Annotated in this window: 25 protein-coding genes; 13 read left to right on the plus strand and 12 right to left on the minus strand. The window is 68.8% G+C overall.

Translation table 11 applies throughout. The features are described 5' to 3' along the window. Window positions 1-93: 93 nt before the first annotated feature. The 5 genes from ACZ7SW_RS01310 to ACZ7SW_RS01330 all read right to left on the minus strand — a co-directional run bounded on the left by ACZ7SW_RS01310 (window position 94) and on the right by ACZ7SW_RS01330 (window position 4,886). Window positions 94-783, minus strand: a complete 690-nt coding sequence (locus tag ACZ7SW_RS01310; RefSeq protein WP_470228442.1) for a hypothetical protein — start codon at window positions 781-783, stop codon at window positions 94-96. A gap of 2 nt (window positions 784-785) precedes the next feature. Continuing rightward, complete coding sequence (locus ACZ7SW_RS01315; RefSeq protein WP_470228443.1) at window positions 786-2,423, minus strand: alpha/beta hydrolase; 1,638 nt, start codon at window positions 2,421-2,423, stop codon at window positions 786-788. Beyond that, a complete protein-coding gene (locus tag ACZ7SW_RS01320; RefSeq protein WP_470228444.1) occupies window positions 2,423-2,740 on the minus strand; it encodes a type VII secretion target in 318 nt (105 codons plus the stop codon). Before ACZ7SW_RS01320 ends, ACZ7SW_RS01315 begins: the two co-directional genes overlap by 1 nt. A gap of 188 nt (window positions 2,741-2,928) precedes the next feature. Continuing rightward, window positions 2,929-3,960 (minus strand): class II fructose-bisphosphate aldolase, encoded by a 1,032-nt coding sequence (gene fbaA, locus ACZ7SW_RS01325; protein WP_470228445.1) that lies wholly within the window; start codon window positions 3,958-3,960, stop codon window positions 2,929-2,931. A gap of 104 nt (window positions 3,961-4,064) precedes the next feature. Beyond that, complete coding sequence (locus ACZ7SW_RS01330) at window positions 4,065-4,886, minus strand: LLM class F420-dependent oxidoreductase (protein ID WP_470228446.1); 822 nt, start codon at window positions 4,884-4,886, stop codon at window positions 4,065-4,067. 62 nt (window positions 4,887-4,948) lie between these two features. On the opposite strand from ACZ7SW_RS01330, the gene ACZ7SW_RS01335 reads away from it, so the two are divergent. From ACZ7SW_RS01335 to ACZ7SW_RS01345, 3 genes are all read left to right on the plus strand, one after another. Beyond that, the gene (locus ACZ7SW_RS01335) at window positions 4,949-5,863 is read left to right on the plus strand and encodes an aldo/keto reductase (RefSeq protein ID WP_470228447.1); all 915 of its coding nucleotides are present in this window, start codon (window positions 4,949-4,951) and stop codon (window positions 5,861-5,863) included. Between the two features lie 81 nt (window positions 5,864-5,944). Beyond that, the gene (locus tag ACZ7SW_RS01340) at window positions 5,945-6,835 is read left to right on the plus strand and encodes an SDR family oxidoreductase (protein WP_470228448.1); all 891 of its coding nucleotides are present in this window, start codon (window positions 5,945-5,947) and stop codon (window positions 6,833-6,835) included. A gap of 8 nt (window positions 6,836-6,843) precedes the next feature. Continuing rightward, on the plus strand, window positions 6,844-7,317 hold the full coding sequence (locus ACZ7SW_RS01345) for a pyridoxamine 5'-phosphate oxidase family protein (protein ID WP_470228449.1): 474 nt from the start codon (window positions 6,844-6,846) through the stop codon (window positions 7,315-7,317). Here the strand turns inward: ACZ7SW_RS01345 and ACZ7SW_RS01350 are convergent. Further along, window positions 7,314-8,363, minus strand: coding sequence for a zinc-binding dehydrogenase (locus ACZ7SW_RS01350; protein ID WP_470228450.1), 1,050 nt, complete (start codon window positions 8,361-8,363; stop codon window positions 7,314-7,316). The genes ACZ7SW_RS01345 and ACZ7SW_RS01350 overlap by 4 nt on opposite strands. 68 nt (window positions 8,364-8,431) lie before the next feature. On the opposite strand from ACZ7SW_RS01350, the gene ACZ7SW_RS01355 reads away from it, so the two are divergent. The 4 genes from ACZ7SW_RS01355 (at window position 8,432) to ACZ7SW_RS01370 (ending at window position 12,596) form a co-directional block, all read left to right on the plus strand. After that, the gene (locus ACZ7SW_RS01355; RefSeq protein ID WP_470228451.1) at window positions 8,432-9,199 is read left to right on the plus strand and encodes a helix-turn-helix transcriptional regulator; all 768 of its coding nucleotides are present in this window, start codon (window positions 8,432-8,434) and stop codon (window positions 9,197-9,199) included. Between the two features lie 75 nt (window positions 9,200-9,274). Then, window positions 9,275-10,744, plus strand: a complete 1,470-nt coding sequence (locus ACZ7SW_RS01360) for a flavin-containing monooxygenase (protein ID WP_470228452.1) — start codon at window positions 9,275-9,277, stop codon at window positions 10,742-10,744. Beyond that, the gene (locus tag ACZ7SW_RS01365; protein WP_470228453.1) at window positions 10,741-11,601 is read left to right on the plus strand and encodes a metal-dependent hydrolase; all 861 of its coding nucleotides are present in this window, start codon (window positions 10,741-10,743) and stop codon (window positions 11,599-11,601) included. Before ACZ7SW_RS01360 ends, ACZ7SW_RS01365 begins: the two co-directional genes overlap by 4 nt. After that, window positions 11,598-12,596 (plus strand): PDR/VanB family oxidoreductase, encoded by a 999-nt coding sequence (locus tag ACZ7SW_RS01370; RefSeq protein WP_470228454.1) that lies wholly within the window; start codon window positions 11,598-11,600, stop codon window positions 12,594-12,596. Before ACZ7SW_RS01365 ends, ACZ7SW_RS01370 begins: the two co-directional genes overlap by 4 nt. On the opposite strand, the gene ACZ7SW_RS01375 is transcribed toward ACZ7SW_RS01370, so the two are convergent. Beyond that, window positions 12,593-12,877 (minus strand): YciI family protein, encoded by a 285-nt coding sequence (locus ACZ7SW_RS01375; RefSeq protein ID WP_470228455.1) that lies wholly within the window; start codon window positions 12,875-12,877, stop codon window positions 12,593-12,595. The genes ACZ7SW_RS01370 and ACZ7SW_RS01375 overlap by 4 nt on opposite strands. Window positions 12,878-13,072: 195 nt before the next feature. Between ACZ7SW_RS01375 and ACZ7SW_RS01380 the strand changes: the two genes are divergently transcribed. The 4 genes from ACZ7SW_RS01380 to ACZ7SW_RS01395 all read left to right on the plus strand — a co-directional run bounded on the left by ACZ7SW_RS01380 (window position 13,073) and on the right by ACZ7SW_RS01395 (window position 16,352). Then, a complete protein-coding gene (locus tag ACZ7SW_RS01380; protein ID WP_378303647.1) occupies window positions 13,073-13,648 on the plus strand; it encodes a SigE family RNA polymerase sigma factor in 576 nt (191 codons plus the stop codon). Window positions 13,649-13,700: 52 nt separating this feature from the next. Continuing rightward, the gene (nagA, locus tag ACZ7SW_RS01385; protein ID WP_470228456.1) at window positions 13,701-14,891 is read left to right on the plus strand and encodes an N-acetylglucosamine-6-phosphate deacetylase; all 1,191 of its coding nucleotides are present in this window, start codon (window positions 13,701-13,703) and stop codon (window positions 14,889-14,891) included. Between the two features lie 32 nt (window positions 14,892-14,923). Next, window positions 14,924-15,517 carry a hypothetical protein gene (locus ACZ7SW_RS01390; protein ID WP_470228457.1) on the plus strand — a complete coding sequence of 198 codons (594 nt, stop codon included), beginning with the start codon at window positions 14,924-14,926 and terminating at the stop codon, window positions 15,515-15,517. A 130-nt stretch (window positions 15,518-15,647) separates the two neighbouring features. Next, complete coding sequence (locus tag ACZ7SW_RS01395; RefSeq protein ID WP_470228458.1) at window positions 15,648-16,352, plus strand: DedA family protein; 705 nt, start codon at window positions 15,648-15,650, stop codon at window positions 16,350-16,352. A 63-nt stretch (window positions 16,353-16,415) separates the two neighbouring features. Here the strand turns inward: ACZ7SW_RS01395 and ACZ7SW_RS01400 are convergent, their stop codons facing one another. From ACZ7SW_RS01400 to ACZ7SW_RS01410, 3 genes are all read right to left on the minus strand, one after another. Beyond that, entirely contained in the window at window positions 16,416-17,810 is a 1,395-nt protein-coding gene (locus ACZ7SW_RS01400) for an FAD-binding oxidoreductase (RefSeq protein WP_470228459.1), read from the minus strand. A gap of 50 nt (window positions 17,811-17,860) precedes the next feature. Next, on the minus strand, window positions 17,861-18,457 hold the full coding sequence (locus ACZ7SW_RS01405) for a class I SAM-dependent methyltransferase (RefSeq protein WP_470228460.1): 597 nt from the start codon (window positions 18,455-18,457) through the stop codon (window positions 17,861-17,863). 76 nt (window positions 18,458-18,533) lie between these two features. Further along, window positions 18,534-19,415, minus strand: coding sequence for an SDR family oxidoreductase (locus ACZ7SW_RS01410; protein WP_470228461.1), 882 nt, complete (start codon window positions 19,413-19,415; stop codon window positions 18,534-18,536). 87 nt (window positions 19,416-19,502) lie between these two features. Between ACZ7SW_RS01410 and ACZ7SW_RS01415 the strand changes: the two genes are divergently transcribed. Continuing rightward, window positions 19,503-20,081 (plus strand): TetR/AcrR family transcriptional regulator, encoded by a 579-nt coding sequence (locus tag ACZ7SW_RS01415; protein WP_470228462.1) that lies wholly within the window; start codon window positions 19,503-19,505, stop codon window positions 20,079-20,081. A gap of 1,031 nt (window positions 20,082-21,112) precedes the next feature. Here ACZ7SW_RS01415 and ACZ7SW_RS01420 read toward each other — a convergent pair. After that, on the minus strand, window positions 21,113-22,627 hold the full coding sequence (locus ACZ7SW_RS01420; RefSeq protein ID WP_470228463.1) for an MFS transporter: 1,515 nt from the start codon (window positions 22,625-22,627) through the stop codon (window positions 21,113-21,115). Window positions 22,628-22,716: 89 nt separating this feature from the next. Between ACZ7SW_RS01420 and ACZ7SW_RS01425 the strand changes: the two genes are divergently transcribed. Then, window positions 22,717-23,289: a TetR/AcrR family transcriptional regulator gene (locus tag ACZ7SW_RS01425; protein ID WP_470228464.1), complete on the plus strand. Its 573-nt coding sequence runs from the start codon at window positions 22,717-22,719 to the stop codon at window positions 23,287-23,289. A 183-nt stretch (window positions 23,290-23,472) separates the two neighbouring features. Here the strand turns inward: ACZ7SW_RS01425 and ACZ7SW_RS01430 are convergent, their stop codons facing one another. Next, window positions 23,473-23,898 (minus strand): PPOX class F420-dependent oxidoreductase, encoded by a 426-nt coding sequence (locus tag ACZ7SW_RS01430; protein ID WP_470228465.1) that lies wholly within the window; start codon window positions 23,896-23,898, stop codon window positions 23,473-23,475. Between the last annotated feature and the right edge of the window lie 112 nt (window positions 23,899-24,010).

Raw genomic sequence — 24,010 nt, forward strand, 5'->3', positions numbered from 1 at the left:
TCAACCAGGGCAGTCCATTCTCCGAACTGATCAAAACGATTGCGCGCGGCCGAGCAACCTTCCCGAGCAAACGGAAACATTTGGTCAGACGAGTCAGTACGCGCTGTCGTCAGTCCAGTCAGTCTGTGAGAAATCCTCCTCATCGTCGGCTGCTGGTCGCGGCCGCTGGCGGGCCTTACGTGGTTGTCCGGGCTCCGCTCCAGCAGCAGGCTCGGGCGGCCGCGGGTCCCCCTGAGCGACGCCGGTTTCGGTCATTGGTTCGGCGAGCCCCTGTGCTTCAGGGATCGGCGTTCCGTTCGGCCATACGCAAGGTGAAGTGCTGGTGAGGAACAAGCCACCTTGCGGGTTAGCTTCAAGCGCCATACGAAAACTGTCCGCGTTGTTCTCGACCCAGAGGTACTCGTTCGGCGGATTGTTGTCGAGCACCCGGAAGTTGTGGTTCTGCCACCAGGTGCGAAGGGCGTCGAAATACGTGGGGATCTTGTCCTTCGCCAGCCCTTCGACCTGGTAGGTCCGACTGGCGAGAACCCTGTTCTTGGGACCGTTGTCGCTAGGGTCGTCGCAGTCGCCCCGCTGTTCCGATGCGAACAACGAGTACCGAGCCTCCGCGGGCAGCGCTTCGCGTGCCTTCTTCGAGTACTCCTCAACCTGCTGGTTGGCCTGTTCGATGGTGATCGTTGGTTGCATTCCGTCTCCTCCCGTACCGCACGCGCTCACAGACCACGTCAGGACGGCGAGCGCCGCCAGGTAGATCACGGCGGTGGGTTTCCGGCGGCTTTTCACGGTTAGAAGGTTGGTTGGCCGGCGATAACGCGCCCCATGTTGTTGAGCGCCTTGTTTCCGGGATCCCAATACATCGAGTGAGCGGCTGCGTTGTAACCGAATGCGTACCACGGCCCTTCGGTGCTCTGCTTCGGATCGCTTGGTCCCGAGCTGAACGTGTTGGCGTCGCTGAAGTTCTGCGGCTCGATGCCGTGCACAGGCGCGAGCTGGATCGGATCGTGCGAATCCACCGTGGAGTGAACGTGCTCTGCCGGAATCCCGAGTTCGCTGGCCTGGTTGACGCCGACGCCAGGACTGGCGACGAAAACGATGTCGTCGACATTGAGGTGCTCGTCGCGTGCGGCATGGCCGATGACGGTGGTTCCGTAGCTGTGGCCGATCATCGTGTTGTGCGACGGCGCACCCTGGTGGGTCGCCCGGAGCCCGTCCTGAAAGCGGTCGAGGTCTTTCTTCGCGTCGTCCGCGTAGTCACCGCTCATCGCGTTGGGCGCCACATCATCCGGTGCGTCGTAACCGACCCAGGAAACCACCGCGGTGGACGCCGACCCGGCCTTCGCCGCGGAGTCGAACATGCGGTCGGAACGGTCCATCTCGCCTTTGATCTTGCCAAGTTCCGCGCCGGTACCGGGAACGTAGGTGGCGACGTTCTTCGCCGTGTCCGGGTTGCCTACCGAGACAATTGCCTTGCCGTCCCCGCTCGCGTCCAAGCCAATCAAGAAAGTCTGCCTCCCGCCCGGGCCGATGTTGGTGAGCCGTTCCTCGATCGCACGCAGGCCGTTGAGCTTGCCCGCGATCTCGTCGAGCTTTTCCTTGCCTGGCCAATCGGTCTGATGCGGGGAACGCGGGTCGTTCGGATTGGCTCTGGAGATCTCCGTCGCTTCTGCCTGGAGCTTGCCGATCTCCCGCTGGAGCACCGCCCGGTTGGCCGCGTCCCGATCCACGATCGGGACGCCGTCCAGGTTGCGGACCAGATCGGGCGAATCCCGCAGGATCGTAGCCTTCGCGGTGTCGGAGAGGGTGTCCCACCAGGCCTTGTTGTCGCCCGGAGTTCCGCCTTCGGGCGGACCGATGATCGAGAGCCCGCTTTGCGCGGCACCCGCTGCGGCAGCCTGAGCGAGTGTGCCTGCATCCCGCTCGGTTATCTCCCCGCGCAGCGTCCGGGTCAGGATCGCGGCTAGGTCAGCATCCACGTCGTTCGCTCTGCGGAGGACCTGTTCGACCCGGTCCACGAGTTCAACCCGGATTTTCTCGCGCTGTGCTGCCACGTCCGGGGGCGGGGGCGGACCGGATGTCGGCGGTGCGACCACCGCGCCGTCGCCTCCGATCACCCACGAGTTCGTCCGGGCCAGCTCATCGGTCTCAGCCACCACGGCCGCAATGCGCTCGACCGCGATTTGCGCCTCGTGCGCGCCTCGACGGACTGCGGACGCCTCGGCTACCCGCCGTTCCAGAGTCGAGATCAGCGAGTTGTCCCTGGCTGACGCAGCACCTGCGGCATCACCCGTCCAGCCATCGAACTTCGCCGCGTTCTCCACATCATCGTTCAGCGCGAGCAACTGGTTGCAGCGCTGGTTAAGCGCATCAGAAACTCCGCCGATCGCCGCGGCGTTCCAGCGCCGCACATCCGCCCACACGACCATCAGACCGGCCTCGGCCCGCCGTGCACCGGGACAACCCGCAGATCATGTGCTGCTGCCTGGTCGTCCGTCCGGTAGCGGCGGGCCGCCGCCGTAAGCTGGTCGGCGTACTCGTCCATGTTTTTCGTCCAGGCAAGCAGCTCTCGCCCCCACATGTCGCCGAGCATCCGCGCCGCCTCGATGGCCGTCCCGCCGGGCAACCCTTGTGCGACACCAACCAGAGTGCCCGCCAGATCAACAGACCGTGCACCGTCTGCGGACCGCTTCGCGGCCTCAGACGACTTCTCGATCGCATCGATCACGACCTCAAACCCACTCATCGCACCCCCACACATTGTGACCCTCCGATCACACTATGACCTGGGTGCAGCGCAAAAGCCCGCCAAAGTACCCGAAAATCACCCCAGTGGCCGTTTCAGGAATGCGGCGAAGAGCGGTCTCGTGGGCTAAAAGCAGGGAGGCCGCCCCGACCAAAAGATCGAGACGGCCTCCTCACCAGAAAACCCCGTCAGCCCAGCTTCTGGCCGGCCGAGCCCAGCGCCTGCGAAGCCTCGACCACCCGGGTCGCCATGCCCGCTTCGGCGGCCTTCAGGTAGCTGCGCGGGTCGTAGACCTTCTTGTTCCCGACCTCGCCGTCGATCTTCAGCACACCGTCGTAGTTCTTGAAGAAGTGGTCCGCGATCGGGCGGGTGAACGCGTACTGCGTGTCGGTGTCCACGTTCATCTTCACCACGCCGTAGGACACCGCCTCGCGGATTTCCTCCGGCAGGGAGCCCGAGCCGCCGTGGAAGACCAGTTCGAAGGGCTTCGAGCCGGCGTCCAGGCCGAGCTTCTTCGCCGCTGCTTCCTGGCCGCCCTTGAGGACGTCCGGGCGGAGCTTCACGTTGCCCGGCTTGTACACGCCGTGCACGTTGCCGAACGTCGCGGCCAGCAGGTAGCGGCCCTTCTCGCCGGCGCCGAGCGCGTCGATCGTCTTCAGGAAGTCGCCCTCGGCGGTGTACAGCTTTTCGTTGATCTCCGCCTCGACGCCGTCTTCCTCGCCGCCGACGACGCCGATCTCGACCTCGAGGATGATGTTCGCCGCCGCGGCCTTGGCGAGCAGTTCCTGCGCGATCTCCAGGTTCTCGTCCAGGTCGATCGCCGAACCGTCCCACATGTGGGACTGGAACAGCGGCAGCCCGCCGGCGCGGACGCGTTCGGCGGAGATCTCGATCAGCGGGCGGACGAAGCCGTCCAGCTTGTCCTTCGGGCAGTGGTCGGTGTGCAGCGCGACGTTGACGTCGTACTTCGCCGCGACCACCTGAGCGAACTCGGCCAGCGCGGTCGCGCCGACAACCATGTCCTTCACCTTCTGCCCGGACGCGAACTCCGCGCCGCCGGTGGAGAACTGGATGATCCCGTCGCTCTCCGCCTCGGCGAACCCGCGGATCGCGGCGTTCACGGTTTCCGACGAGGTCACGTTGATGGCCGGGTAGGCGAACTCGTTCGCCTTCGCCCGGTCGAGCATCTCCGCGTACACCTCGGGGGTGGCGATGGGCATCGGTTCCTCCTCGAGACGACTGGCTTCTACAGCGGCATCGTACGAGGTGGACCGGCCGCGCCGACCGGTCCTACCTCACACGAGACGAAACCGACTGGAGCGATTCAGAGCAGCTCCGCCGCGATTGCCCGGTAGGCAGGGAACGGATCGTCGTCCAGCGACTGCACGCTGATGTGCTCCGCCCCCGCGTCGAGGTGCGCCTGCAGGCCCTTGGCCAGCGCTTTCCCGTCGCCGTGGACGGCGAGCGCGTCGATCAGGCGGTCGCTGCCCTGCCCGGCGATGTCCTCCTCGGAGAACCCGTACTTACGCAGGTTCGCGGTGTAGTTGGACAGGCCGAGATAGAACTGCACGGTCTTGCGACCGGTCTCCCGCGCTCGCTCCGGATCGGTGTCGAAGACGACCTTCTGCTCGGGTGCGAGCACGGCGGCGGACCCGAGGATTTCCCGTGCGGCCCGGGTGTGCTCCGGAGTGGTCAGATACGGGTGCGCGGCGGCGGTGCGGTCGCGAGCGAGTTCGAGCACCTTCGGGCCGAGCGCGGCCAGCGCGCGCGACTCCTTGGGCACCCCGGCCGCGTCGAGCGCGTCCAGGTACTCGACCAGCGCCGCGTACGGCTTCTTGTACTCCTGCGTGTGCTCGCGGTGGCCCGCGCCGACGCCGAGCAGGAACCGTCCGGGGTACTTGCCCTCGATGCGGTGGAACGCCCGCGCGACGTCCTCGGGCGCGTCGGCCCAGATGTTGACGATTCCGGTGGCGACCTTGATCCGCTCGGTCGCGGCCAGCAGTTCGTCGACGATCGCCAGGTCGCCGCCGGGGGAACCGCCGAGCCAGATCGTGCCGTAGCCCAGTTTCTCCACCTCGGCGGCGAACTCGCCGTCCACCGCGGTCGACATCCGCCATACGCCTAGCTTGCCCAGTTCGATAGCCATGTCCCGCCCAACGCGCGAGAACCCGGTTTTCCTCCCGTCCCGGCCGGATTAGGTTCGAAAGCATGACCAAGCTCGGCTCCACGGAACTGGACATCCACGGCCTCAACCTCGGCTGCAACGTCTTCGGCCACACAGCGGACGAACCCACGTCATTCGCTGTTCTCGACGCGTACACCGCGGCCGGCGGCAACTTCCTCGACACAGCCAACACCTATGGCGGCGGGGGCGGTTCCGAAACGATCATCGGCGACTGGCTCGCCAAGCGCGGCCGCCGCGACGACGTCGTGATCGCCACCAAGGTCGGCGCGGGGGAGCAGCGGCCCGGCCTCGCCGCGAAGAACATCGCCGAAGCGGTCGAGGAATCGTTGCGCCGCCTGCGAACCGACCACATCGACCTGTACTACGCGCACAAGGACGATCTCGACACCCCACTGGAAGAAACCCTCGCCGCGTTCGACCAGCTCGTGCGCGACGGCAAGGTCCGCTACATCGCGGCGTCCAACTACGAACCGGACCGGCTCGCAGCCGCACTGTCCATTTCGGACCAGAACAACCTCGCCCGATACGTTGCCCTGCAACCGCATTACAACCTGGTCGAGCGCGATTACGAGCGTGAGCTGGCCCCGCTCGTCGCCCGCGAGAATCTGGTGACGCTCCCGTATTTCGGGCTGGCCATGGGATTCCTCACCGGCAAGTACCGCTCGAAGGACGAGCCGGGCGACTCGCCGCGAGCCCCGCGCGCGCTGAAATACCTCGACGCCCGGGGCGAACGAGTGCTCGCCGCGCTGGACGAAGTGGCTGCCGCGCATCACGCGTCGGTCGCCAGCGTCGCGCTCGCGTGGCTCCGTCAGCAGCCGACCGTCGCCGCGCCGATCGCCAGCGCGCGCACCCCGGAGCAGCTCGTTGACCTGCTGGCTTCAGTCGAGCTGACCCTGACCGACGCCGAACTCACCGCTTTGGGCGAAGCGTCGAACTGATACTTACCGAACAGTAGCTTACTGCGGGTAGGTTGTTGTACGGTGCCCTCCGGACAGGCAAAACCGGCTCAGGAGGGCACCGTGGCTCAGAAGCAGGTCGACGGCAAGGTCGTGCTCATCACCGGAGCCGCTCGCGGGATCGGAGCCGGCCTGGCCGAGCGGCTCGCCGCGCGCGGGGCGAAGGTCGCGCTCGTCGGGCTCGAAGCCGCCGAGCAGGAGGCGGTCGCCAAGCGGATCGGGCCGAGCGCGAAGTCCTGGGAAGCCGACGTGACCAGCTGGGACGACCTCGAGCGCGTCACCGAGGGCGTGGTCGAGCACTTCGGCGGCATCGACATCGTCATCGCCAACGCGGGCATCGCGACCGCCGGATTCGTGCGCTCGGTGGACCGCGCCGCGTTCGAGCGGGTGATCGAGGTCGATCTGCTCGGCGTCTGGCGCACGTTCCGCGTCACGCTCCCGCACGTCATCGAACGCCGCGGCTACCTGCTCGGCATCTCCTCGCTCGCCGCGATCACGCACGCGCCCGGCATGGCGAACTACGCCGCCGCGAAGGCGGGCGTCGAGGCGTTCTGCAACAGCCTCCGCGCGGAGGTCGCGCACCTCGGCGTGAAGGTCGGCGTCGCGCACCCGACCTGGATCCGCACCGACCTGGTCGAAAGCGCCGACGCGCACCCGGTCTTCGGCAAACTGCGTTCCGGGATGCCGGGCCTGCTCGGCAAGACCTACCCGCTGGACGTCGCGCTCGACGACCTGGAGGCCGGGATTCTGCGCCGCGCCAGGACGATCCACGTGCCACGCTGGGTCGGCGGCCTGAAGCTGCTGCGCTCGTTCCTGCCCCCGATCGTCGAACTGGGCGCGCGGACCCGCGTGCCGGCAGCGGACCGGGCCGCGCTGAAGGACGTCGAGGAGCGCGGTGCGTTCGAGTCGTCGGTCAACGGCCACGGCGGGCGCGCGGCCACGAAGCGCAGCTGAGGAGCGCCATGTCCCGTCGCGACCAGATCCGGATGACTCCGGACGAGGCGCAGGCCTACCTGGCCGAGCAGAAGGTCATCAACGTGGCCTCGGTCGGCCCGAACGGCAGGCCGCACCTCACCGCCCTCTGGTACTACCCGCACGAGGGCGGGGTCGCGACGTGGACGTATGGCACCTCTCAGAAGGCGAAGAACCTGCGACGGCTGCCCGAAGCGACCGTGCTGATCGAAAGCGGCGATGCGTACGACCAGCTGCGCGGGCTTTCCTTCGAGGCCGACGTCGAGTTCGTCGAGGACACCGACCAGGTCACGGCGATGGGGATCGCGCTGATGATGCGCTACTCCGGGGCCGAGCCGGGCGCGCCGGTGCCCGACGAGCTGCGGACCTTCATCGAACGGCAGGCGCCGAAGCGGGTCGGGCTGATCCTGCGTCCGACGAAGATCGCGAGCTGGGACCACTCGAAACTCGGCGGCACCTACTAAGGAACGAGCACCACGAAGCTCAGTCCTGAAGTATGTTCCGCCAGGTCAAGCGCGGTTTCCGGGTCGTCGAGGCTCGCCTTCAACAACTCCACCGCGGAGAGGTCCAGTACGCCCGAGCGGACCATGTTCCACACCCTCGTCACCGTCTCGTCGTCGCTCATCCAGGAACCGCGCAGGGTGAGCCTGCGGTGCATGAAGTCGCCGTACGGAATGGTGAGGTCCTGGCGTACGCCGCCGACGAGCACCAGGGTGCCGCGCACGCGCAGGCTGTCGTAGGCGGCCATCGTCGCGTCCGCCGTGGGCGTGGCGCCGAGAGTGTCGAGGGCGATGTCGACCGGTCCGATCGCCGCCGCGTCCGCCGCGCGATCACCGGTCAGCTGGTGGGTGCGCACGCGCGGGCCGAGTTCGGCCAGCCGGTCGAGCGCCACCTTGTTGCGGCCCACCGCGGTCACCGTCGCCGCGCCTTCGGCCAGCGCCAGCAGCACCGCCGCGCCGCCCATCTGACCGGTCGCGCCGATCACCGCGACGTCGCGTCCGGCCAGCGGACCCGCCGAGCGCAGTCCCGCAGCGGCAACGCAGAGCCAGGGCAAAAACGCCAGCCGCGCCGGGTCCGGGTAATTCTCCGCACCGGGCAGTTTGACCATCGTTTCCTTGGCGCACAATGCTTTCTCCGCGAAGGTGCCATCCCGCCACACCTCGCGCAGGCGGTTCGTGCGCTCGTTGCCGCCGGAACCGCCAAGGCCGACCCAGCCGACCAGGATCTCGTCGCCGTCGCCCGCGTTGAGCAGCGCCGTGTCCAGCACGAGGTCACCCGGCGCGACATGGAAGACGTCCGGCGCGACGTCAGTCACGCGGCCGATGCACGAGGGGCCGAGGATCAGCGGGGTCAGCAGGCCGCCGCGACCGCCCGTCACGACCGCTTTCGTGTAAGCCGGGAGGTGCGCGGCGAGCACCTCCACGATCACGCCGCCGCCCTGGAGAACGGGTTCCGGGACCTCGGAGAGGCGCAGGTCGTCGTCTTGTGAAGCAACAGTCCAAGCTCGCATGGGACAAGCCTCGCGCGGCGTTAAGCTGGTATCCAGAATCGCGTTATTCTGGTACTGGAGGTTCTAGGGTGAGCGTCGAACTGGGCACCTTCCTGCGCAGCCGCCGCGAGCGGATCGCCCCGGCCGACGCGGGCCTGCCGGTCACCGGACGCCGCCGCACGCCCGGATTGCGCCGCGAGGAGCTGGCCCTGCTGGCCGGGATCAGTGCCACCTGGCTCACCTATCTCGAGCAGGGCCGCGACGTCCGCCCGTCCGACCAGGTGCTCGACGCTCTCGCCCGCGCACTGCGGCTGACCAGCGCCGAACAGGACCACCTGCGCCGCCTCGCCGACGGCGGAAAGACCCCCGAGGACGCGCCCGAAGAGGCTGCGCCCGAGGTCGCGGGCGTCCCGGCGATGCTGGGCGACAACCCCGCGTACGTCACCGGAATCTGTTACGACCTGCTCGCGTACAACGACGCCGCCGCGGAGCTGTTCCGGAACATCGAGCCGGGCGCCAACGTCGTCCGCTGGATGTTCACCGAGCCCGCCGCCCGCGAGGTCCTGGTCGACTGGGAGCAGGAGGCGCGCAACATCCTGGCCCGGCTGCGGGCGATCACCGGGCGGCATCCCGAGCACCCGCGCGTGACCCGGCTCGTGGCCGAACTGACCGAGGCGAGTCCCGAGGTGCGCGAGTGGTGGCCGCACTACGAAATCCAGTTCAGCCACGCAGGTCACAAGCGCTTTCGACACCCCCGGCTTGGCGTGGTCACCGCGACGCACGCCGCGTTCCACGTGGCCGAGCGGCCGGAGCAGACGCTGGTGGTCTACCGGCTGCCGAGTGGTACTGACGAGTAGGAAGTACTTTTAAGTAACTGTTACCTGAGGTAACATCAACGCTGCCAGACCCCCAGCGCAGCGGAGGCCGACAAGATGACCGAGCGGTTCAAGGTCGTGATCGTGGGCACCGGGTTTTCCGGGCTCGGCCAGGCGATCCAGCTCGAAAAAGCGGGCATCCGGGATTACGTGATCCTGGAGAAGGCCGACGAGGTCGGCGGAACCTGGCGGGACAACTCGTACCCGGGCTGCGCGTGCGACGTGCAGTCGCACATGTACTCGTTCTCCTACGCGCAGAACCCGGACTGGAGCCGGTCGTTCTCGCCGCAGCCGGAGATCTTCGACTATCTCAAGGGCGTGGCCGACAAGTACCGGCTTCGCGAGAAGATCCGGTTCGGCGTCGAGATCACCGGCGCGAACTGGGACGAGGGCGAACGCCGCTGGACGGTGGAGACCAAGGGCGGCACCGAGTTTTCCGCGCAGTTCCTCGTCGCCGGCGTTGGCGGGCTGCACATCCCGCAGATCCCGAAACTGCCGGGGATCTCCAAGTTCAAGGGCCAGACCTGGCATTCGGCACAGTGGAACCACGAGTTCGACCTGGCGGGCAAGCGGGTCGCGGTGGTCGGCACCGGCGCGAGCGCGGTGCAGTTCGTGCCGAAGATCGCGCCCGAGGTCGGCGAACTGACGCTGTTCCAGCGCACGCCGCCGTGGATCATGCCGAAGCCCGACCACGCGATGCCGGGCTGGGCCAGGCAGTTGTTCAAGCGCGTGCCGGGCACGCAACGGCTGTACCGCAACGCGTTGTACTGGATGCTCGAATCCCGTGCGATCGGGTTCAACGGGCATCCGAAACTCATGCAGGCCGCCGAGATTCTCGCGCGCAGGCACATCGCGAAGGGCATCAAAAACCCAGCGCTGCGCCGGAAAGTCACGCCCGACTACACGATGGGCTGCAAACGCGTCCTGCTGTCGAATGACTATTTCCCGGCACTGGACCGGCCGAACGTCGACGTCGTCACCGACGGTATCGCCGAGGTGCGCGCGCACAGCATCGTCGACACCGCCGGGGTCGAGCACGAGGTCGACGCGATCATCTACGGCACCGGCTTCAAGGTGACCGACGCGCTGGAATACCTCGACATCACCGGCATCGGCGGCCGCGATCTGGCGAAAACCTGGGCCACCGAAGGGATCCAGACACACAAGGGCATCACCGTGTCCGGGTTCCCGAACCTCTTCTTCCTGCTCGGCCCGAACACCGCGCTCGGCCACAACTCCGTGGTGTTCATGATCGAATCGCAGTCCCGCTACGTGGTCGACGCGATCCGGCTGGCCGATTCCCGCGGCGCGGCGGCGCTGGACGTGCGGCCGTCGGTGCAGGACGAGTTCCAGGAACAGATCCAGGACAAGCTCGTCAAGGGCGTGTGGACCCAGGGCGGCTGCAAGAGCTGGTACCTCGACGCGAAGGGCGTCAACCGGACGATCTGGCCGGGCTTCACCTGGCGCTACTGGCTGGAGACCCGCCGCGTCGAGCCGAGCGACTACGAACTGAGCGGCCGGTCATGAGTGCCGACCACGAACAGATCGTGCTCCACGCGCGCGACGTGGAGTTCGACTGGTCGAAGCTGCCGATGCACTGGATTCCCGGGCAGCCGCAAGCCACGCACAGCATCAACGTGCTGCATCTGGCGCTGCCCGAAGGCGAACGCTGGTTCGTCGAGGTGTTCAAGCAGGCCGTCCCGCTGATCCGCGACGAGCGGCTCAAGGAGGACGTGCTCGGGTTCATCGGCCAGGAAGCGATGCACGCGCAGGCGCACGACGGCGCGGCCGAACACCTGGAATCTGCCGGGGTTTCCGTACGGCCCTACATCGCGCAGATGGAGTGGATGTTCCGGCGGCTGCTCGGCGACCGGCCCGGAGCGAGCCGGGAGTGGCTGATCGAACGGCTCGCGCTGGTCGCGGCGATCGAGCACTACACCGCGTTTCTCGGCCAGTGGATCCTCGACGCGAAGGACCTCGACGCGGCCGGCGCCGACGAGACGATGCTGGATCTCCTTCGCTGGCACGGCGCCGAGGAGGTCGAGCACCGGTCGGTGGCCTACGACCTGTTCTGCCATCTCGACGGCCGCTACGGTCGGCGAGTGCGTTCGATGATCGTGGTGACGCCGGTACTGGCGTGGGTTTTCCTTCGGGGTACGCGATTCCTGATGAAGAACGACCCGACGCGCCCCGGCCGTGCGAACTGGCGGGCCTACCGCCGCGCCGCCCGCCTCGGGTTGCTGCCGGGACCGCGCGAACTGCTGCGCGAGATCCGGCCGTATTTCCGGAAGTCCTATCACCCCACCGAAACCGGCGACACCGAGCAGGCGGTGGCGTACTTGGCGAGTTCGCCCGCGGCCAAGGCCGCCGACGCTCCGCGATGACCGCACCGCAGTTCCCGCCCCGGCTCGACGGCAGCGGCAGGCGCGACCGGCTGATGTCCACTTTGGTCGCGGTCGGCGCGGCTTACCGGCGGCTGGCGGAGATTTCCGGCCGACGGCGTCCGCCGGTACGGGAGGTCGACCGTCGGCTGCCGTTGGTCGTCGAAGCCGTGCGCACCGAGGCCGACGGCGTGGTGAGCCTGCGCCTCGTACGACCCGATTCGACGCCGCTGCCCGAGTGGCGGCCAGGCGCGCATATCGACCTGATACTGCCTTCGGGAATGGTGCGGCAGTACTCGCTGTGCGGCTCGCCTTCCGACCTGTCGCACTACCGGATTGCCGTGCGGCGCATCGGTTCCGCGTCCGCCGAGGTGCACGCGCTCACCGCCGGAACTCGCGTCACGGTGCGCGGGCCGCGTAACGCTTTCCCATTCGTCACCGCGCCCGCGTATCACTTCATCGCGGGCGGAATCGGGATCACGCCGATCCTGCCGATGGTGCATCGCGCGGAGGCGAGCGGCGCGGACTGGCGACTGGTCTACACCGGCCGCGACCGGGAGTCGATGCCGTTCCTCGACGAACTCCCCGCCGAGCGGGTGCGGATCCGGCCGGACAAGGAGTTCGGCATCCCGGCGTCCGGCGCGGAGCTGCTGGAGGAGATGCCCGCCGATGCCTCGGTGTACTGCTGCGGCCCGGTGCCGATGATCACCGGCGTCCGCGTCGACCTGGCCCGCACAAGTACCGCCGCGGTCTACTTCGAACGGTTCTCGCCGCCGCCGATCGTGGACGGCGAACCGTTCCGCGTGGTCCTGCGCCGCAGCGGGCTGACCCTCGACGTGCCTGCCGACCGCTCCACGCTCGACGTCGTCCGCGAGGTGCTGCCCGACGTGCCGTACTCGTGTCGCCAGGGCTTCTGCGGCACCTGTGAGGTAGCGGCCGAAGACGGCGGGCGCGTGCGGATCTGCGTCGACCGCGGGCCCGCCGTCCTGGAGCTTTAGCCCTGCTCAGGGACCCAATCGCCGAGCACCGGCTTGAACTCGCGGACGGTGCGCTCGGCCACCACGCCCTCGAGCGCGTACGGGTCGTTGTCGATCAGCTCGGCCAGCGCCGCCTCGTCCTCGGCCTGCCACAGCACCAGGCCGCCGGAGTTGTCGGCGAGCGGCCCGGCCACCGCGACCCGGCCCGCCGCGACGTGCTCTTTCAGGTAGTCCCGGTGCCGCGGCCGGACGTCGGCCAGCTTCTCCTGGACGTAACGGATTTCGACGAGGTACCAGGCCATGCGCTTACTCCCGGGGTGAGCACGACAGTGACGCCGCAGACGCTACCGGTGACCGCCGGGCGGACGCACCATGCGAGCGGTGGCAGCGAAAGGCCAACCCGATAGGCTAGGCGCGGGCGGAACCTGTGTGCACGCTGTGTCTATCGCGCACCAACGGGCCTGCTGAGCGGACACGTCGAGGACAGGCGGGGATACATGCTGGAGGGGAACGCGGAACGCAGCGTCGAGGCGACCCTCGGCCACCTGCGGACCATGGACGGACCGGTCCCGGCGCAGCCGCCGGCCGCCCCGTTGAACCTGGAAGACCTCTACCGGCAGCACCGGATGCGGCTCGTACGGCTCGCCATCCTGCTGGTCGACGAACCGGCCACGGCCGAGGACGTCGTGCAGGAGGCTTTCACCGGGCTGCACCGCAACTGGGGCAGGCTGCGCGACGCCGCGGCGGCGGTCGGCTACCTGCGCACCGCGGTGGTCAACGGCTCGCGCAGCGTGCTGCGGCGGCGCAAGACCGCGCGCGAGTACGTGCCCCCGCACGCGGTGAACGCCAGGTCCGCGGAAAGTCTCGCGATGCTCTCCAGCGAGCATCAGGCCGTGGTCAACGCGCTGTCGAAGCTTCCCCCGCGCCAGCGCGAGGTGCTCGTGCTGCGCTACTACGGAGGGCTGAGCGAAGCGGAGATTTCGGAAGCCGCGGGCATTTCGAAAGGCACCGTGAAGTCAACCGCCAGCCGTGCGCTAGAGGCGTTGCAGAAGGCAATGCAGCCGCCCCAGTGACCTGGGCGGACCAATCTCGCGCTGGTCGGCCCTCTCTGGTCCAGACCAATATATGCTGGACCGCGTGAAGCACCCCGGAGACTTCGTCATCACGGGCGGCCGCGTCGTGGCCCCGGACCGCGTACTCGACGACGGCTGGCTCGCCGTGTCCGGCGGACAGATCGCCGCGGTAGGCACCGGAACGCCCCCGAGCAGCCCGGACGCCGCGACGGTGGACGTCGCCGGGGCGCTGGTCGTACCCGGTTTCATCGACACCCATTGCCACGGCGGCGGCGGTGCCTCGTTCTCGACGCTCGACCCGGACGAGATCCGCACCGCCGTCCGCGCGCACCGGCGGCACGGCACCACGACCATGCTCGCGAGCCTGGTCTCCGACCCGGTCGACCTGCTCACCGAGCAGATCGCCGCGCTGCGCGAACTCGTGCAGGAGGGCGACCTCGCGGGCATCCACCTGGAGGGCCCGTTCATCTCGCGCGCCCGCTGCGGCGCGCACGATCCGGACACCCTGCGTGAACCGGACACCGGCACCGTCGAGAAGCTGCTGCGCGCCGGCCACGGCTCCATCCGGATGGTCACGCTCGCGCCGGAGCTGAACGGCGGCGTCAAGGCGGTCCGGCAGCTCGCCGAATCGGGCGTGATCGCCGCGATCGGCCACACCGACGGGGTCGCTGACCAGCTGGTTCCGGCCATCGACGCCGGTGCGACGGTCGCCACCCACCTGTTCAACGGCATGCGCCCGCTGCACCACCGCGAGCCGGGCCCGGTCGGCGTGCTGCTCGACGACGAGCGCGTGACGGTCGAATTGATCTGCGACCTGGTCCACCTGCACCCGACGGTCGTGCGGCTGGCCGCGCAGCACGCGGGCCGCGGCCGGACGGTGCTGATCACCGACGCCATGTCGGCCACCGACGCCGCCGACGGCCGCTACACCCTCGGCAGGCTGGAGGTCGACGTCCACGACGGCGTCGCCACCCTGGACAACGGTTCTCTCGCCGGAAGCACGCTGACCATGGACAACGCCTTCCGCAACCTGGTGAAGGGTGCGAAACTCGACGTACTGGACGCCGTCCGGGCGACGTCGGCGCGACCGGCCGAATTGCTCGGCATCGCCGACCGCACCGGCGCACTGCGCCCCGGCCTCACCGCGGACGCCGTGATCCTGGACGACGACCTGCGCCCGTCCCGGGTACTGCACCGGGGCGAGTGGGTGGCCGAGGCGGGCCGGGCTACCTTGAGTACGTGACGAGCTAGCACTTCGACAGGCGGACGGAGCGGATGAGCGAGCCGAAAGACCCGGAACGGTTACTGGCCGACGCGCTGCGTGCACAAGCCGTCTTCGCTCCGCACGTCGTGGCGAACCCGGTCGAAGAGCAGGCGGACGCCGGCTCCGGGACCGGCTCGCAGGGCGCGGTCCAGCCCGGCGCTTCCGGCACGGGCTCGTTCAGCGCGGCCGGCGGGCCCGGGATTTCCGGACCGGGCGTCTCCGGAACCGGCTCCTTCGGGGCCTCTCCCGCCGCTGGCACCGGCTCGTTCGGGGCCGCTCCGGCTTCCGGAACCGGCTCGTTCGGGGCCTCGGCCCAGACCGGCGCTCCGGCGCAGACCGGCCCGACCACCGAGCTTCCGCCCAACTACGGACTGTTGTCCGGTGCGGGCGCCGACTCGCTCGCCCGCGAACGCGCCGCCCTCGACGACCACACCTCGCCCGGCACGACCGGCTCGATCCCGCCGGTCGGGGCCGACGACGCGACGGTCCGCCGTCCCGTCCAGGCGGCGCAGAGCGGCCCCCTGCCCGCGCACTGGGTCCTGTTGCTGGCCGTGCTGCTGGGACTGGCCGCCGGGTCCGTCATCGGCCTGCTGACGCTGATCTGAGCCCCGGTCTGCCCGGACGGCCACTCCGGCAGGCACTCCCGGGCCGAGTTCTTAACCCCGATCCCACACCGATGACCTGCGATTCCTTGCCCGATGAGGCCACCGTGAGTCACCCTGTACCGTTTTCGGTGTGATTCTCGCCCAGAACACAGTGACCACCATGTCCCTGCTGCCGTCGTGGCTGGACCCGCAGCATCTGCTGAACGGGCTGACGGCGCCCGTGATCGCCGTGCTGTGCTTGATCATCTTCATCGAGAGCAGCGTCTTCCCGGTGCTGCCCGGCGACTCGCTGCTGTTCACCGCGGGCCTGTTCATCGCGAACGGCACGCTGAAGGCACCGCTGTGGCTGGTGTGCGTGCTGGTCACGGTCGCCGCGCTGCTGGGCAACGTCGTGGGGTACTACCTCGGCTACTTCGCCGGGCCGAAGCTGTTCAGCAGGCCGGACTCGAAGTTCTTCAAGCAGGAGTACGTCGACAAGACGCACGGCTTCCTGGAGAAGCACGGGCCGAAGGCAGTCGTGCTGGCCCGGTTCGTGCCGTTCGTGCGGACGTTCATCACCTGGATCGCCGGCATCGGCCGGATGGACCCGAAGCGCTACTTCACCTACACGGTCATCGGCGGCATCCTCTGGGCCGCGGGCATCACCGTGCTGGGGTCGCTGCTGGGCAACATCGGCTTCATCCGGGACAACGTCGACGCGATCTTCGTCCTCATCGTGCTGGTGTCGGTGGTGCCGATCGCCATCGAGTACCTGAAGAGCCGCCGCGAGAAGAAGGCCCGCCTGGCCGACGATTCGGCCGACGTCACGCAGCAGATCCCGCGCGTGCGCGACTGACTTTCCGTTTTTCAGCCGAAGCGGCGTCCGGACTTTTCCGGACGCCGCTTCGTCGTACCGGGGTCAGTCGGTCATCGAGAACATCGAACCCGGGTTGAAGAGGTTCTCCGGGTCGAGGGCCTGTTTGATCTGCCGGTGCACGCGAATCCCGACCGGGCCGATCTCGCGGGCGAGCCATTCGCGCTTGATCTTGCCGACGCCGTGCTCGCCGGTCACCGTGCCGCCGAGCGACAGGCCGACCTCGAGGATCTCGTCGAACGCCTGCTGGGCGCGCGCGAACTCGTCCTCGGAATCGGGCGCGTACACGATGGTCGGGTGCATGTTCCCGTCCCCGGCGTGGCCGACGACGGCGATCTTGAGCCCGACCTTCTCGCTGATCCGTTCGCAGCCGCGGATCAGTTCGGCGATCCGGGTGCGGGGCACGCTGACGTCGTCGGTGAGCCAGACGCCGTAGGTCTCCAGCGCGGTCAGCACGACGCGGCGGGCCTGCAGCAGCATCTTGCCCTCTTCGAGGTCGTCCGTGGCGTAGACGAGATCGGCACCGCAATCGGTGCAGATCTGTTCGAGCAAAGCCAGCTCGCGCCGGGCGGCCTCGCCTCCGGCATCGGACTGGCCGAGCAGCAGCGCCTGACAGTCCGAGCCCGCGCCGAGGTCGGTGTTGAGGTAGGTCTCGGAAGCCTTGATCGACGCCGCGTCCATGATCTCCAGCAGCGACGGCACCAGCCCCTCGCGCACCGCCCGCGCGACCGCTTCGCCGGCCGCCTCGGTGGTGTTGAACCCGGCGACAAAAGTGGCCGGGGCCTGCGGAAGCGGCCGCAGCGAGACGGTCGCCTGGGTGATGACGCCGAGCGTGCCCTCGCTGCCGATGAACAACTTGGTGAGGTCGTACCCGGCGACGCCCTTCACCGTGCGGCGGCCGGTTTTCAGCAGCGATCCGTCGGCGAGCACGACTTCGAGGCCGAGCACCGAATCGGTGGTCACGCCGTATTTCACGCAGCACAGGCCACCGGCGTTGGTGGAGAGGTTTCCGCCGATGGTGCACCAGTCGTAGCTGGACGGGTCAGGCGGATAGAACAGGCCGTGCTTTTCGACGGCGGACCGGAAGTCGAGGTTGACGACACCCGGCTGCACGACGGCGAGCCGGTTGCCCGCGTCGACCTCGACGATCTCGTTCAGTTTCATCAGCGAAAGCACGACACAGCCGTCGATCGCGTTGGCCGCGCCGGAAAGCCCGCTGCCCGCCCCGCGCGGCACGATGGGGACTCTCGCTTCAGCACAGGCACGGACAGTCGCCTGCACTCCCGCGGTATCCGCCGGAAGCACTACCGCCAACGGTTTTCCCGAGGGAGCGAGCGGCATCATGTCGCGCGCGTAGGCGTCGGTGACGTCAGCGTCGGTGAGCACCGCGGCCGGGCCGAGGTCGTCCCGAAGCCGCTGGAGGAGGGCGTCGTTGCTCATCCCCGCATGGTAAACCGGGATGTTCGCAGTGCGGAATATTAATTCCGATATTAGCTGGTCCGCTGGGCGCGCAGCACGACGTCGCGGGTGTGCGCCGTGCCCGGCGGGGCAGGGGACACCCGCGGCCGGCTCTCGTTGACCAGGACGGTCCACTCCTCGCCGAGAGCCCGCACGATGTCGTCGGGTTGGCAGTAGCCAGAGTGCTCCGGTCCCAGGTCGCGCGGATCGTGACTGCCGAAGAGAAAAGTCCCGCCGGGCGCGACCGCGTCGAGCAGCTTCCGCAACACCCCGTCGTCGTGGCGGAGCGGGAAGTACTGAACGCTGACCAGGTCGAACGCCCTCGCCGGAACCGGACTCGCGGCCAGATCCGAACGCACCCAAGCGATCCCGGCGTTGGCGGCGGCCGCCCGCTGCAACGCGGTGCGCGAGATGTCGAGCGCCGTCACCTGCCAGCCGCGCGCGGCCAGCCACCGCGCGTCGCCGCCTTCGCCGCACCCGACGTCCAACGCCTGCCCCGGCGCAAGCCCCTCGACCTCGGTGACGAGCACGCCGTTGGGCTCGCCGCTGAACACCTGCTCCCGGCTGCGGTAGAGGTCTTCCCAGAACTGCGCGTCGTGTGGTGCTTCGGATTCCCCGGACGGAGCCATTTTCGTTACCACCTCCGCCGTTCACGATTCTCCTGACCGCGCCGGACGACAAGGTTCTTTGCCGGAAGCGCAAAACTCAGTTCCGGATGTTCTCCAGGTCTGACAGCAGACCCGGGTGTTTCGGCGCCCAGCCGAGCGCTTGCTGGGTGTGTGCGCTGGAGGAAGGCTGATCAGTCGCGAATATCGGACCGAGCGGGCCGTACGTGTCCTCCGGCACCGATTCGACGGGGAGCCCCAGCCGCCGTCCGATCACTGCCGCGATGTCAGCGACCTGAACGGCTTCGTCGGCGACAGCGTGCCAGGCCGTACCGGGTTCCGCCTTTTCCAAAGCGAGCCGGAAGAGAACCGCCGCGTCGAGCGCGTGCACCGCCGGCCAGCGCTGCGTGCCGTCGCCTGGATAACCGGACACTCCCGTTTGCCGGGCGATGTTGGTCAACAGCCCGGCGAACCCGCCTTCGCCGTTGTTGTGCACCGTGCGCGGCAGGCGCACCGCGGACGTCCGGACCCCGCGATCCGCGAACCCCAAAACCTCGGCGACCGTGCGCCCCCGCCCGCCGACCGGCCCGTCGGTCGAAACCGGATCAGCCTCAGTCGACGCGCGGCCCGGCACATACGGAGTCCCCGAAACCGCGACCAACGGCCGGTCGCTTCCGACGAGCGCCTCAGCCTGCACCTTGAGCGCCGCCGTTTCCTCGGCGACCGCGTTCGCGAGGGCTTCGGCGCTGCTGAACGCATTGGCGAAGGCGAGGTGGATCACCCCGTCGGCTTTGCCCGCGGTCTCGCGAATGACGTCCAGATCAGCCAGCGCGCCCCGCACCGGCTCGGCACCGGCTTTCCCGGCCGCCGCGACGGAGGCGGCGGACCGAGCGAGCGCGAGAACGGAATGGCCGCTGTTCAGCAGTTCGGCGACGACAGCGGAGCCGACCAAACCGGTCGCGCCGGTAACGAACACGCGCATGGATCTCTCCCTACAGTGATGGGACTCTTGTCCCGTCACACGCTACCAGAGTGACGGGACAAAGGTCTCATCGCCTAGGATGACTTCATGGCCCGATGGGAACCCGGAGCGCGCGAACGGCTGGTCGTAGCGGCCGTCGACCTGTTCGCCGAACAGGGCTACGACGCCACGACGGTCGCGCAGATCGCTGAGCGCGCCGGAGTCACCAAGAGCACGTTCTTCCGGCATTTCCCGGACAAGCGAGAGCTGCTGGTGGCCGGGCAGGAAACGCTGAGCAGACTGCTCGCGGAGGGAATCGCCGACGCCCCCGCCGACGCCACCCCACTGGAAGCAGTCGCGGGAGGCCTGCGCCGCGCCGCGACCGCGATGGGCCCGATGAACCGGGAACTCGCCCCTCGGCTGAAGGCCGCCGTCGCGGCCAGCACGGAGCTGCAGGAGCGGGATGCGCTGAAGAGCGTCGGCCTCGCTGCCGCGATGACCGCCGCCCTGACCGCCCGAGGCCTGCCCGAGGCGACGGCGGCGCTCGCGAGCGAGCTGGGGGTGCTGGCGTTTAAGCGGGGCTATTTCGAGTGGTCGGAGAGCGATCGCGGGGATGACGCTGATCCGGCGGAGTATCTGGTGGCCGCACTGGACGAACTTCGAGCGGCGAGCGCTTCGCTGGGCTGAACCGGCGGGATCCCCTTAGACCGGACGGTATTCCGCCAGCTGGGGGCGCTGGCTTTCCAGGGGTTATTCCGAGCGGCCCGGGACCGCCTATGGAGACGACGCGGTGGCGGAGCTTCGAGCCCCCCTCACTGGGCTGGCCAAGGCGAGCCCACTTCGACCCAGCAGCTGCCCCCGGCATGCCGCGAATCGGACGGCACCCGCACGGCCAAACCTCGGACCGCGAGCACCTCGCTGGCCCGACCGGACAGACAGCCGGATCCACCCCGCCCCAAGCGGCCACTCCCGGACGCCTCGGCACCGCACCCGTACCGGCCGAACGGCGGCGGACAGCCGCCTGGCATCAAGCAACGCCGTTGCCCAGCAAAGCGCTGAACGAGCTTCGGGCGGCGACCGCCTCGCCGAGCGAACCGGCGGCCATTTCCGCACGCCTCGGGACATCCGCACTGGCCAAGCGGCGGGCGCTTCGCTAAGCCGACCAGGCGGGAGCCGAACCTGCTCGCCCCAGCAGCCACCCCCGCACCTCGGCCGAAACAGCATCCGCGCCGGACCAATCTCGGACGGCGAGCGCTTCGCCGAGCAACCAGCGACCATTCCCGCACACCTCGGGACAGATGGCCACCACACCGGCCGAGCGGCGGGCACCTCGCTCGACCGCCCCGGCAGGAGCCGAACCCACCCACCTCAGCAGCCACACCCACCCACCGCGGGCAAGACGGCACCCACACCGGCAGAGCAGCGGGCACCTTGCTCGGCCGACCCGGCAGGAGCCGAACCCACCCCGTCCCAGCGGCCCTTTCCGCACGCCTCGGGACATCCGCACTGGCCAAGCGGCGGGCGCTTCGCTGGGCCGACCCGGCATGAACCGAACCCACCCACCTCAGCAGCACTCCCACACACCGCGGGCAGACGGCACCCGCACTGGCCAAACCGGCGGACAGCCGTCCGGTCGCGAGGATTTCCCTTGCCCCGCAAACGGAACTGCGCCGCCCGTCAGGCAGGCGGAGATCGTCCGCCTGCCTGACGGGACCGAATCACGCGGACATCGCGGGCTCCTCCGGCTGAGTTTCCTGCGGGCGGTTTCGCCTGCGGCCCAACAGGAAGTACGCCTGCAGTGCCGTGTACACGAGGATCGCGGCACCGACCCACGCGCTCGTGTGCAACGCCGTCACGAAGGACTCTCGGGCGGTGCTCAGCAGCTCCGCACCTTCGGCGGCGGGCAGGCCGTGCGCGGTGGCTACCGCGCCGCCCAGGGTGTCGTGGGCCGTTGCGGGTGCGGTGGCGGGCAGGCCTGACTGGTAGACCGCCGTGGCGAGGCTGCCCAGCAGGGCGGTGCCCAGTGCGCCGCCCAGTTCGTAGCCCGTTTCCGAGATCGCCGACGCGGCACCGGCGCGGTTGACCGGGGCGGCGGAGATCACGAGGTCGTTCGTCAGGGTTTCGGACAACGCCACCCCGCCGCCGACCAGAACGAACGCCACCACGACCGCGGCCAGTCCGGCGTCGGCTCCGATGGTCGTCAGCACCAGGAAGCCGGCCGCGCCGAGCAGCAGGCCGAGGCTGACCAGGACCGGCACCCGGACCCGGCGGGCGAGCCAGGCGGCCGCCAAGGCGCCGACGACACCCGCGACCGTCGCGGGCAGCATCCACAAGGCGGCGATCAGCGGGGTCAGCCCGAGCACCAGCTGCAGGTACTGCGGCAGCAGGAACAGCAGCCCGACCAGGGCGAACACGCCGAGCAGGTTCGTGATCACCGAACCGGCGAACTTGCGGTTGGCGAACAGTCCGAGGTCCAGCATCGGCTGGTCAAGCCGCCGCTGCCGGCGCACGAACGCCACGCCCAGCGCGAGCCCGACCACCATCGCGGCACCGGCCGACCAGGTGATCCCCGACGTCGCGGCGATCTTCACGCCGTACACGACCGGCAGCATCGTGCCCAGCGACAGCAGCGCCGACCACGGGTCGAACCGGCCCGGGTTCGGGTCGCGGAACTCCGGCAGCAGCAACGGGCCCGCGACGAGCAGCAGCACCATCACCGGCACGTTGATCAGGAAGACCGAACCCCACCAGAAGTGCTCGAGCAGCCAGCCGCCGACGACCGGGCCGACCGCCATGCCGCCGGAGAACGCCGCGCTCCAGATCGCGACCGCGGTGCGCCGCGTACGGTCCTCGGTGAAGATGCTGCGGATCAGCGACAGCGTGGACGGCATCAGCGTCGCACCGCCGACGCCCAGCAGCGCTCGCGCGACGATCAGCATCAGCGGCGACGTGGCGAACGCCGCCAGCACCGAGGCCGCGCCGAACGCCACCCCGCCGATGAGCAGCAGTTTCCGCCTGCCGATCCGGTCGCCCAGCGTCCCCATGAAGACCAGCAATCCGGCCAGGACGAACGAGTAGACGTCGACGATCCACAGCTGTTCCGCGCCCGTGGGCCCGAGATCCTCGCTGAGGTAGGGCAGGGCAAAACCCAGAACTGTCGCATCCACGCTGATCAAGAGGACCGGCAGCACCAAGACTGCCAAAGCCCACCACTGGCCTCCGCGCCGCACCATGGCGCACTCTTCCTTTCTTATACCGTCCAGACGGTACAGTTTCGTTCCTGAGGTAGAAGGTAAACCGTCTGGACGGTATAGTCAAGGCGATGGCTAAACCTTCAGCACGTGAACGCATCCTCGGCTCGTACGAGGTCATCCTCGCCGACCGCGGCCCGGCCGAGATCACTCTCGACGCCGTCGCGGCGCACGCCGGGGTGTCCAAAGGCGGCCTGCTCTACCACTTCGGTTCGAAGGACGCCCTGCGCGACGGCCTGCTCGAACGCCTGGAGCGGCTGACCGACGAGGACCTAGAACGCGCGCGCAACGCACCGGAAGGCGTGGTCCGGCACTACCTGCGCTCGTCGATCACCGACGTCACGCGTGACCTGGCGCTGCACCGCACGACGATGGCCGCGCTCCGGCTGGTGCTCAACGACCCGATCGCGGCGGAGGTGTCGCGCCGCTGCACCGAGCGCACCCGCGAGCTGATGCTGGAGCACGTCGAAGACCCAGTGGCGGCCGAGCTGGTGATGCTGGTCGGCGAGGGCCTCTACATGCGCGCGGCACTGGGCGAAGAGGTGACCGACAGCCTGCTGGAGCAGATCGAGGAAATCGCGGATCGGATCGAGGCCGGGACTCCGGCCAAGGCCGCGCTCGCGGCGGGACGCCAGAAGGACTGAGGCCTGGGCACGGCGGCACTCGCGGCGGGGCACCGGAAAAACGACGAGAAGACAGCCCTGCCGAACCGACGCGAGCCCCCTCGCCGCCAGAACCAGCGCGAGGCCCGCGCGCCGCCGACCCGGCACAGGGCCAGTTCCGAACACCGAAGCAGCCCAAGCAAAACCCCCGCCGTGGAGAAAACCTCAGCGGACCAGCCCGTAAACCCGCTCGATCTCCACCGTCAGCACCAGCCGCTGATCCGCCACCATCGCCGCCCGGTATTCCGCCCAGTCGGGATGCTCGCCCGCGACCTTGCGATACAGCGCGATCAACGCCTCCACCGCCTCGTCGTCCGGCGACGAGGCCACCGGCGACAGCACCGCCCGCCCCTCGGCCACGGCGTACGACCACCCGTTCGACGACGCCACGTGGTAGCTCACCCGCGGATCCCGCCGCATGTTCTTCGTCTTCGCCCGCGTGTCCGTGATCGACACCTGCAACTGGCGGGCGTCGCGGTCGAAGTGATGCGTCACCGTCGACAGCTGGGGACGACCGTCCCGCTTCAGGGTCGCCAAGACCCCCTGCTTGCTCGCCGCGATGAGGTCGTAGAGCGCTGTGTCGTCAGTCATACCCCTACAAGGCCCGGCGAGAAGGATCTGTTCCCGCCCCGAAACCCCGAGCGACCAGCGGCGTCCGCATACCGGGAGAAACCGGACGATACCCCTCCGGTTGAAATCTGCT

It is taken from the genome of Amycolatopsis sp. NPDC114484 (assembly GCF_055633755.1).

What these genes read in the sequence shown, in the direction of transcription:
- ACZ7SW_RS01420 (WP_470228463.1), bottom strand. Translation starts at nt 22,627, where the DNA reads ATGGTGCGGCGCGGAGGCCAGTGGTGGGCTTTGGCAGTCTTGGTGCTG.
- ACZ7SW_RS01345 (WP_470228449.1), top strand. Translation starts at nt 6,844, where the DNA reads ATGTCCCGTCGCGACCAGATCCGGATGACTCCGGACGAGGCGCAGGCC.
- ACZ7SW_RS01405 (WP_470228460.1), bottom strand. Translation starts at nt 18,457, where the DNA reads ATGGCTCCGTCCGGGGAATCCGAAGCACCACACGACGCGCAGTTCTGG.
- ACZ7SW_RS01315 (WP_470228443.1), bottom strand. Translation starts at nt 2,423, where the DNA reads ATGGTCGTGTGGGCGGATGTGCGGCGCTGGAACGCCGCGGCGATCGGC.
- ACZ7SW_RS01400 (WP_470228459.1), bottom strand. Translation starts at nt 17,810, where the DNA reads ATGAGCAACGACGCCCTCCTCCAGCGGCTTCGGGACGACCTCGGCCCG.
- ACZ7SW_RS01375 (WP_470228455.1), bottom strand. Translation starts at nt 12,877, where the DNA reads ATGGCCTGGTACCTCGTCGAAATCCGTTACGTCCAGGAGAAGCTGGCC.
- ACZ7SW_RS01380 (WP_378303647.1), top strand. Translation starts at nt 13,073, where the DNA reads ATGCTGGAGGGGAACGCGGAACGCAGCGTCGAGGCGACCCTCGGCCAC.
- ACZ7SW_RS01360 (WP_470228452.1), top strand. Translation starts at nt 9,275, where the DNA reads ATGACCGAGCGGTTCAAGGTCGTGATCGTGGGCACCGGGTTTTCCGGG.
- fbaA (WP_470228445.1), bottom strand. Translation starts at nt 3,960, where the DNA reads ATGCCCATCGCCACCCCCGAGGTGTACGCGGAGATGCTCGACCGGGCG.
- ACZ7SW_RS01390 (WP_470228457.1), top strand. Translation starts at nt 14,924, where the DNA reads ATGAGCGAGCCGAAAGACCCGGAACGGTTACTGGCCGACGCGCTGCGT.
- ACZ7SW_RS01335 (WP_470228447.1), top strand. Translation starts at nt 4,949, where the DNA reads ATGACCAAGCTCGGCTCCACGGAACTGGACATCCACGGCCTCAACCTC.
- ACZ7SW_RS01330 (WP_470228446.1), bottom strand. Translation starts at nt 4,886, where the DNA reads ATGGCTATCGAACTGGGCAAGCTAGGCGTATGGCGGATGTCGACCGCG.
- ACZ7SW_RS01425 (WP_470228464.1), top strand. Translation starts at nt 22,717, where the DNA reads ATGGCTAAACCTTCAGCACGTGAACGCATCCTCGGCTCGTACGAGGTC.
- ACZ7SW_RS01430 (WP_470228465.1), bottom strand. Translation starts at nt 23,898, where the DNA reads ATGACTGACGACACAGCGCTCTACGACCTCATCGCGGCGAGCAAGCAG.
- ACZ7SW_RS01370 (WP_470228454.1), top strand. Translation starts at nt 11,598, where the DNA reads ATGACCGCACCGCAGTTCCCGCCCCGGCTCGACGGCAGCGGCAGGCGC.
- ACZ7SW_RS01415 (WP_470228462.1), top strand. Translation starts at nt 19,503, where the DNA reads ATGGCCCGATGGGAACCCGGAGCGCGCGAACGGCTGGTCGTAGCGGCC.
- ACZ7SW_RS01365 (WP_470228453.1), top strand. Translation starts at nt 10,741, where the DNA reads ATGAGTGCCGACCACGAACAGATCGTGCTCCACGCGCGCGACGTGGAG.
- ACZ7SW_RS01410 (WP_470228461.1), bottom strand. Translation starts at nt 19,415, where the DNA reads ATGCGCGTGTTCGTTACCGGCGCGACCGGTTTGGTCGGCTCCGCTGTC.
- ACZ7SW_RS01350 (WP_470228450.1), bottom strand. Translation starts at nt 8,363, where the DNA reads ATGCGAGCTTGGACTGTTGCTTCACAAGACGACGACCTGCGCCTCTCC.
- ACZ7SW_RS01320 (WP_470228444.1), bottom strand. Translation starts at nt 2,740, where the DNA reads ATGAGTGGGTTTGAGGTCGTGATCGATGCGATCGAGAAGTCGTCTGAG.
- nagA (WP_470228456.1), top strand. Translation starts at nt 13,701, where the DNA reads ATGCTGGACCGCGTGAAGCACCCCGGAGACTTCGTCATCACGGGCGGC.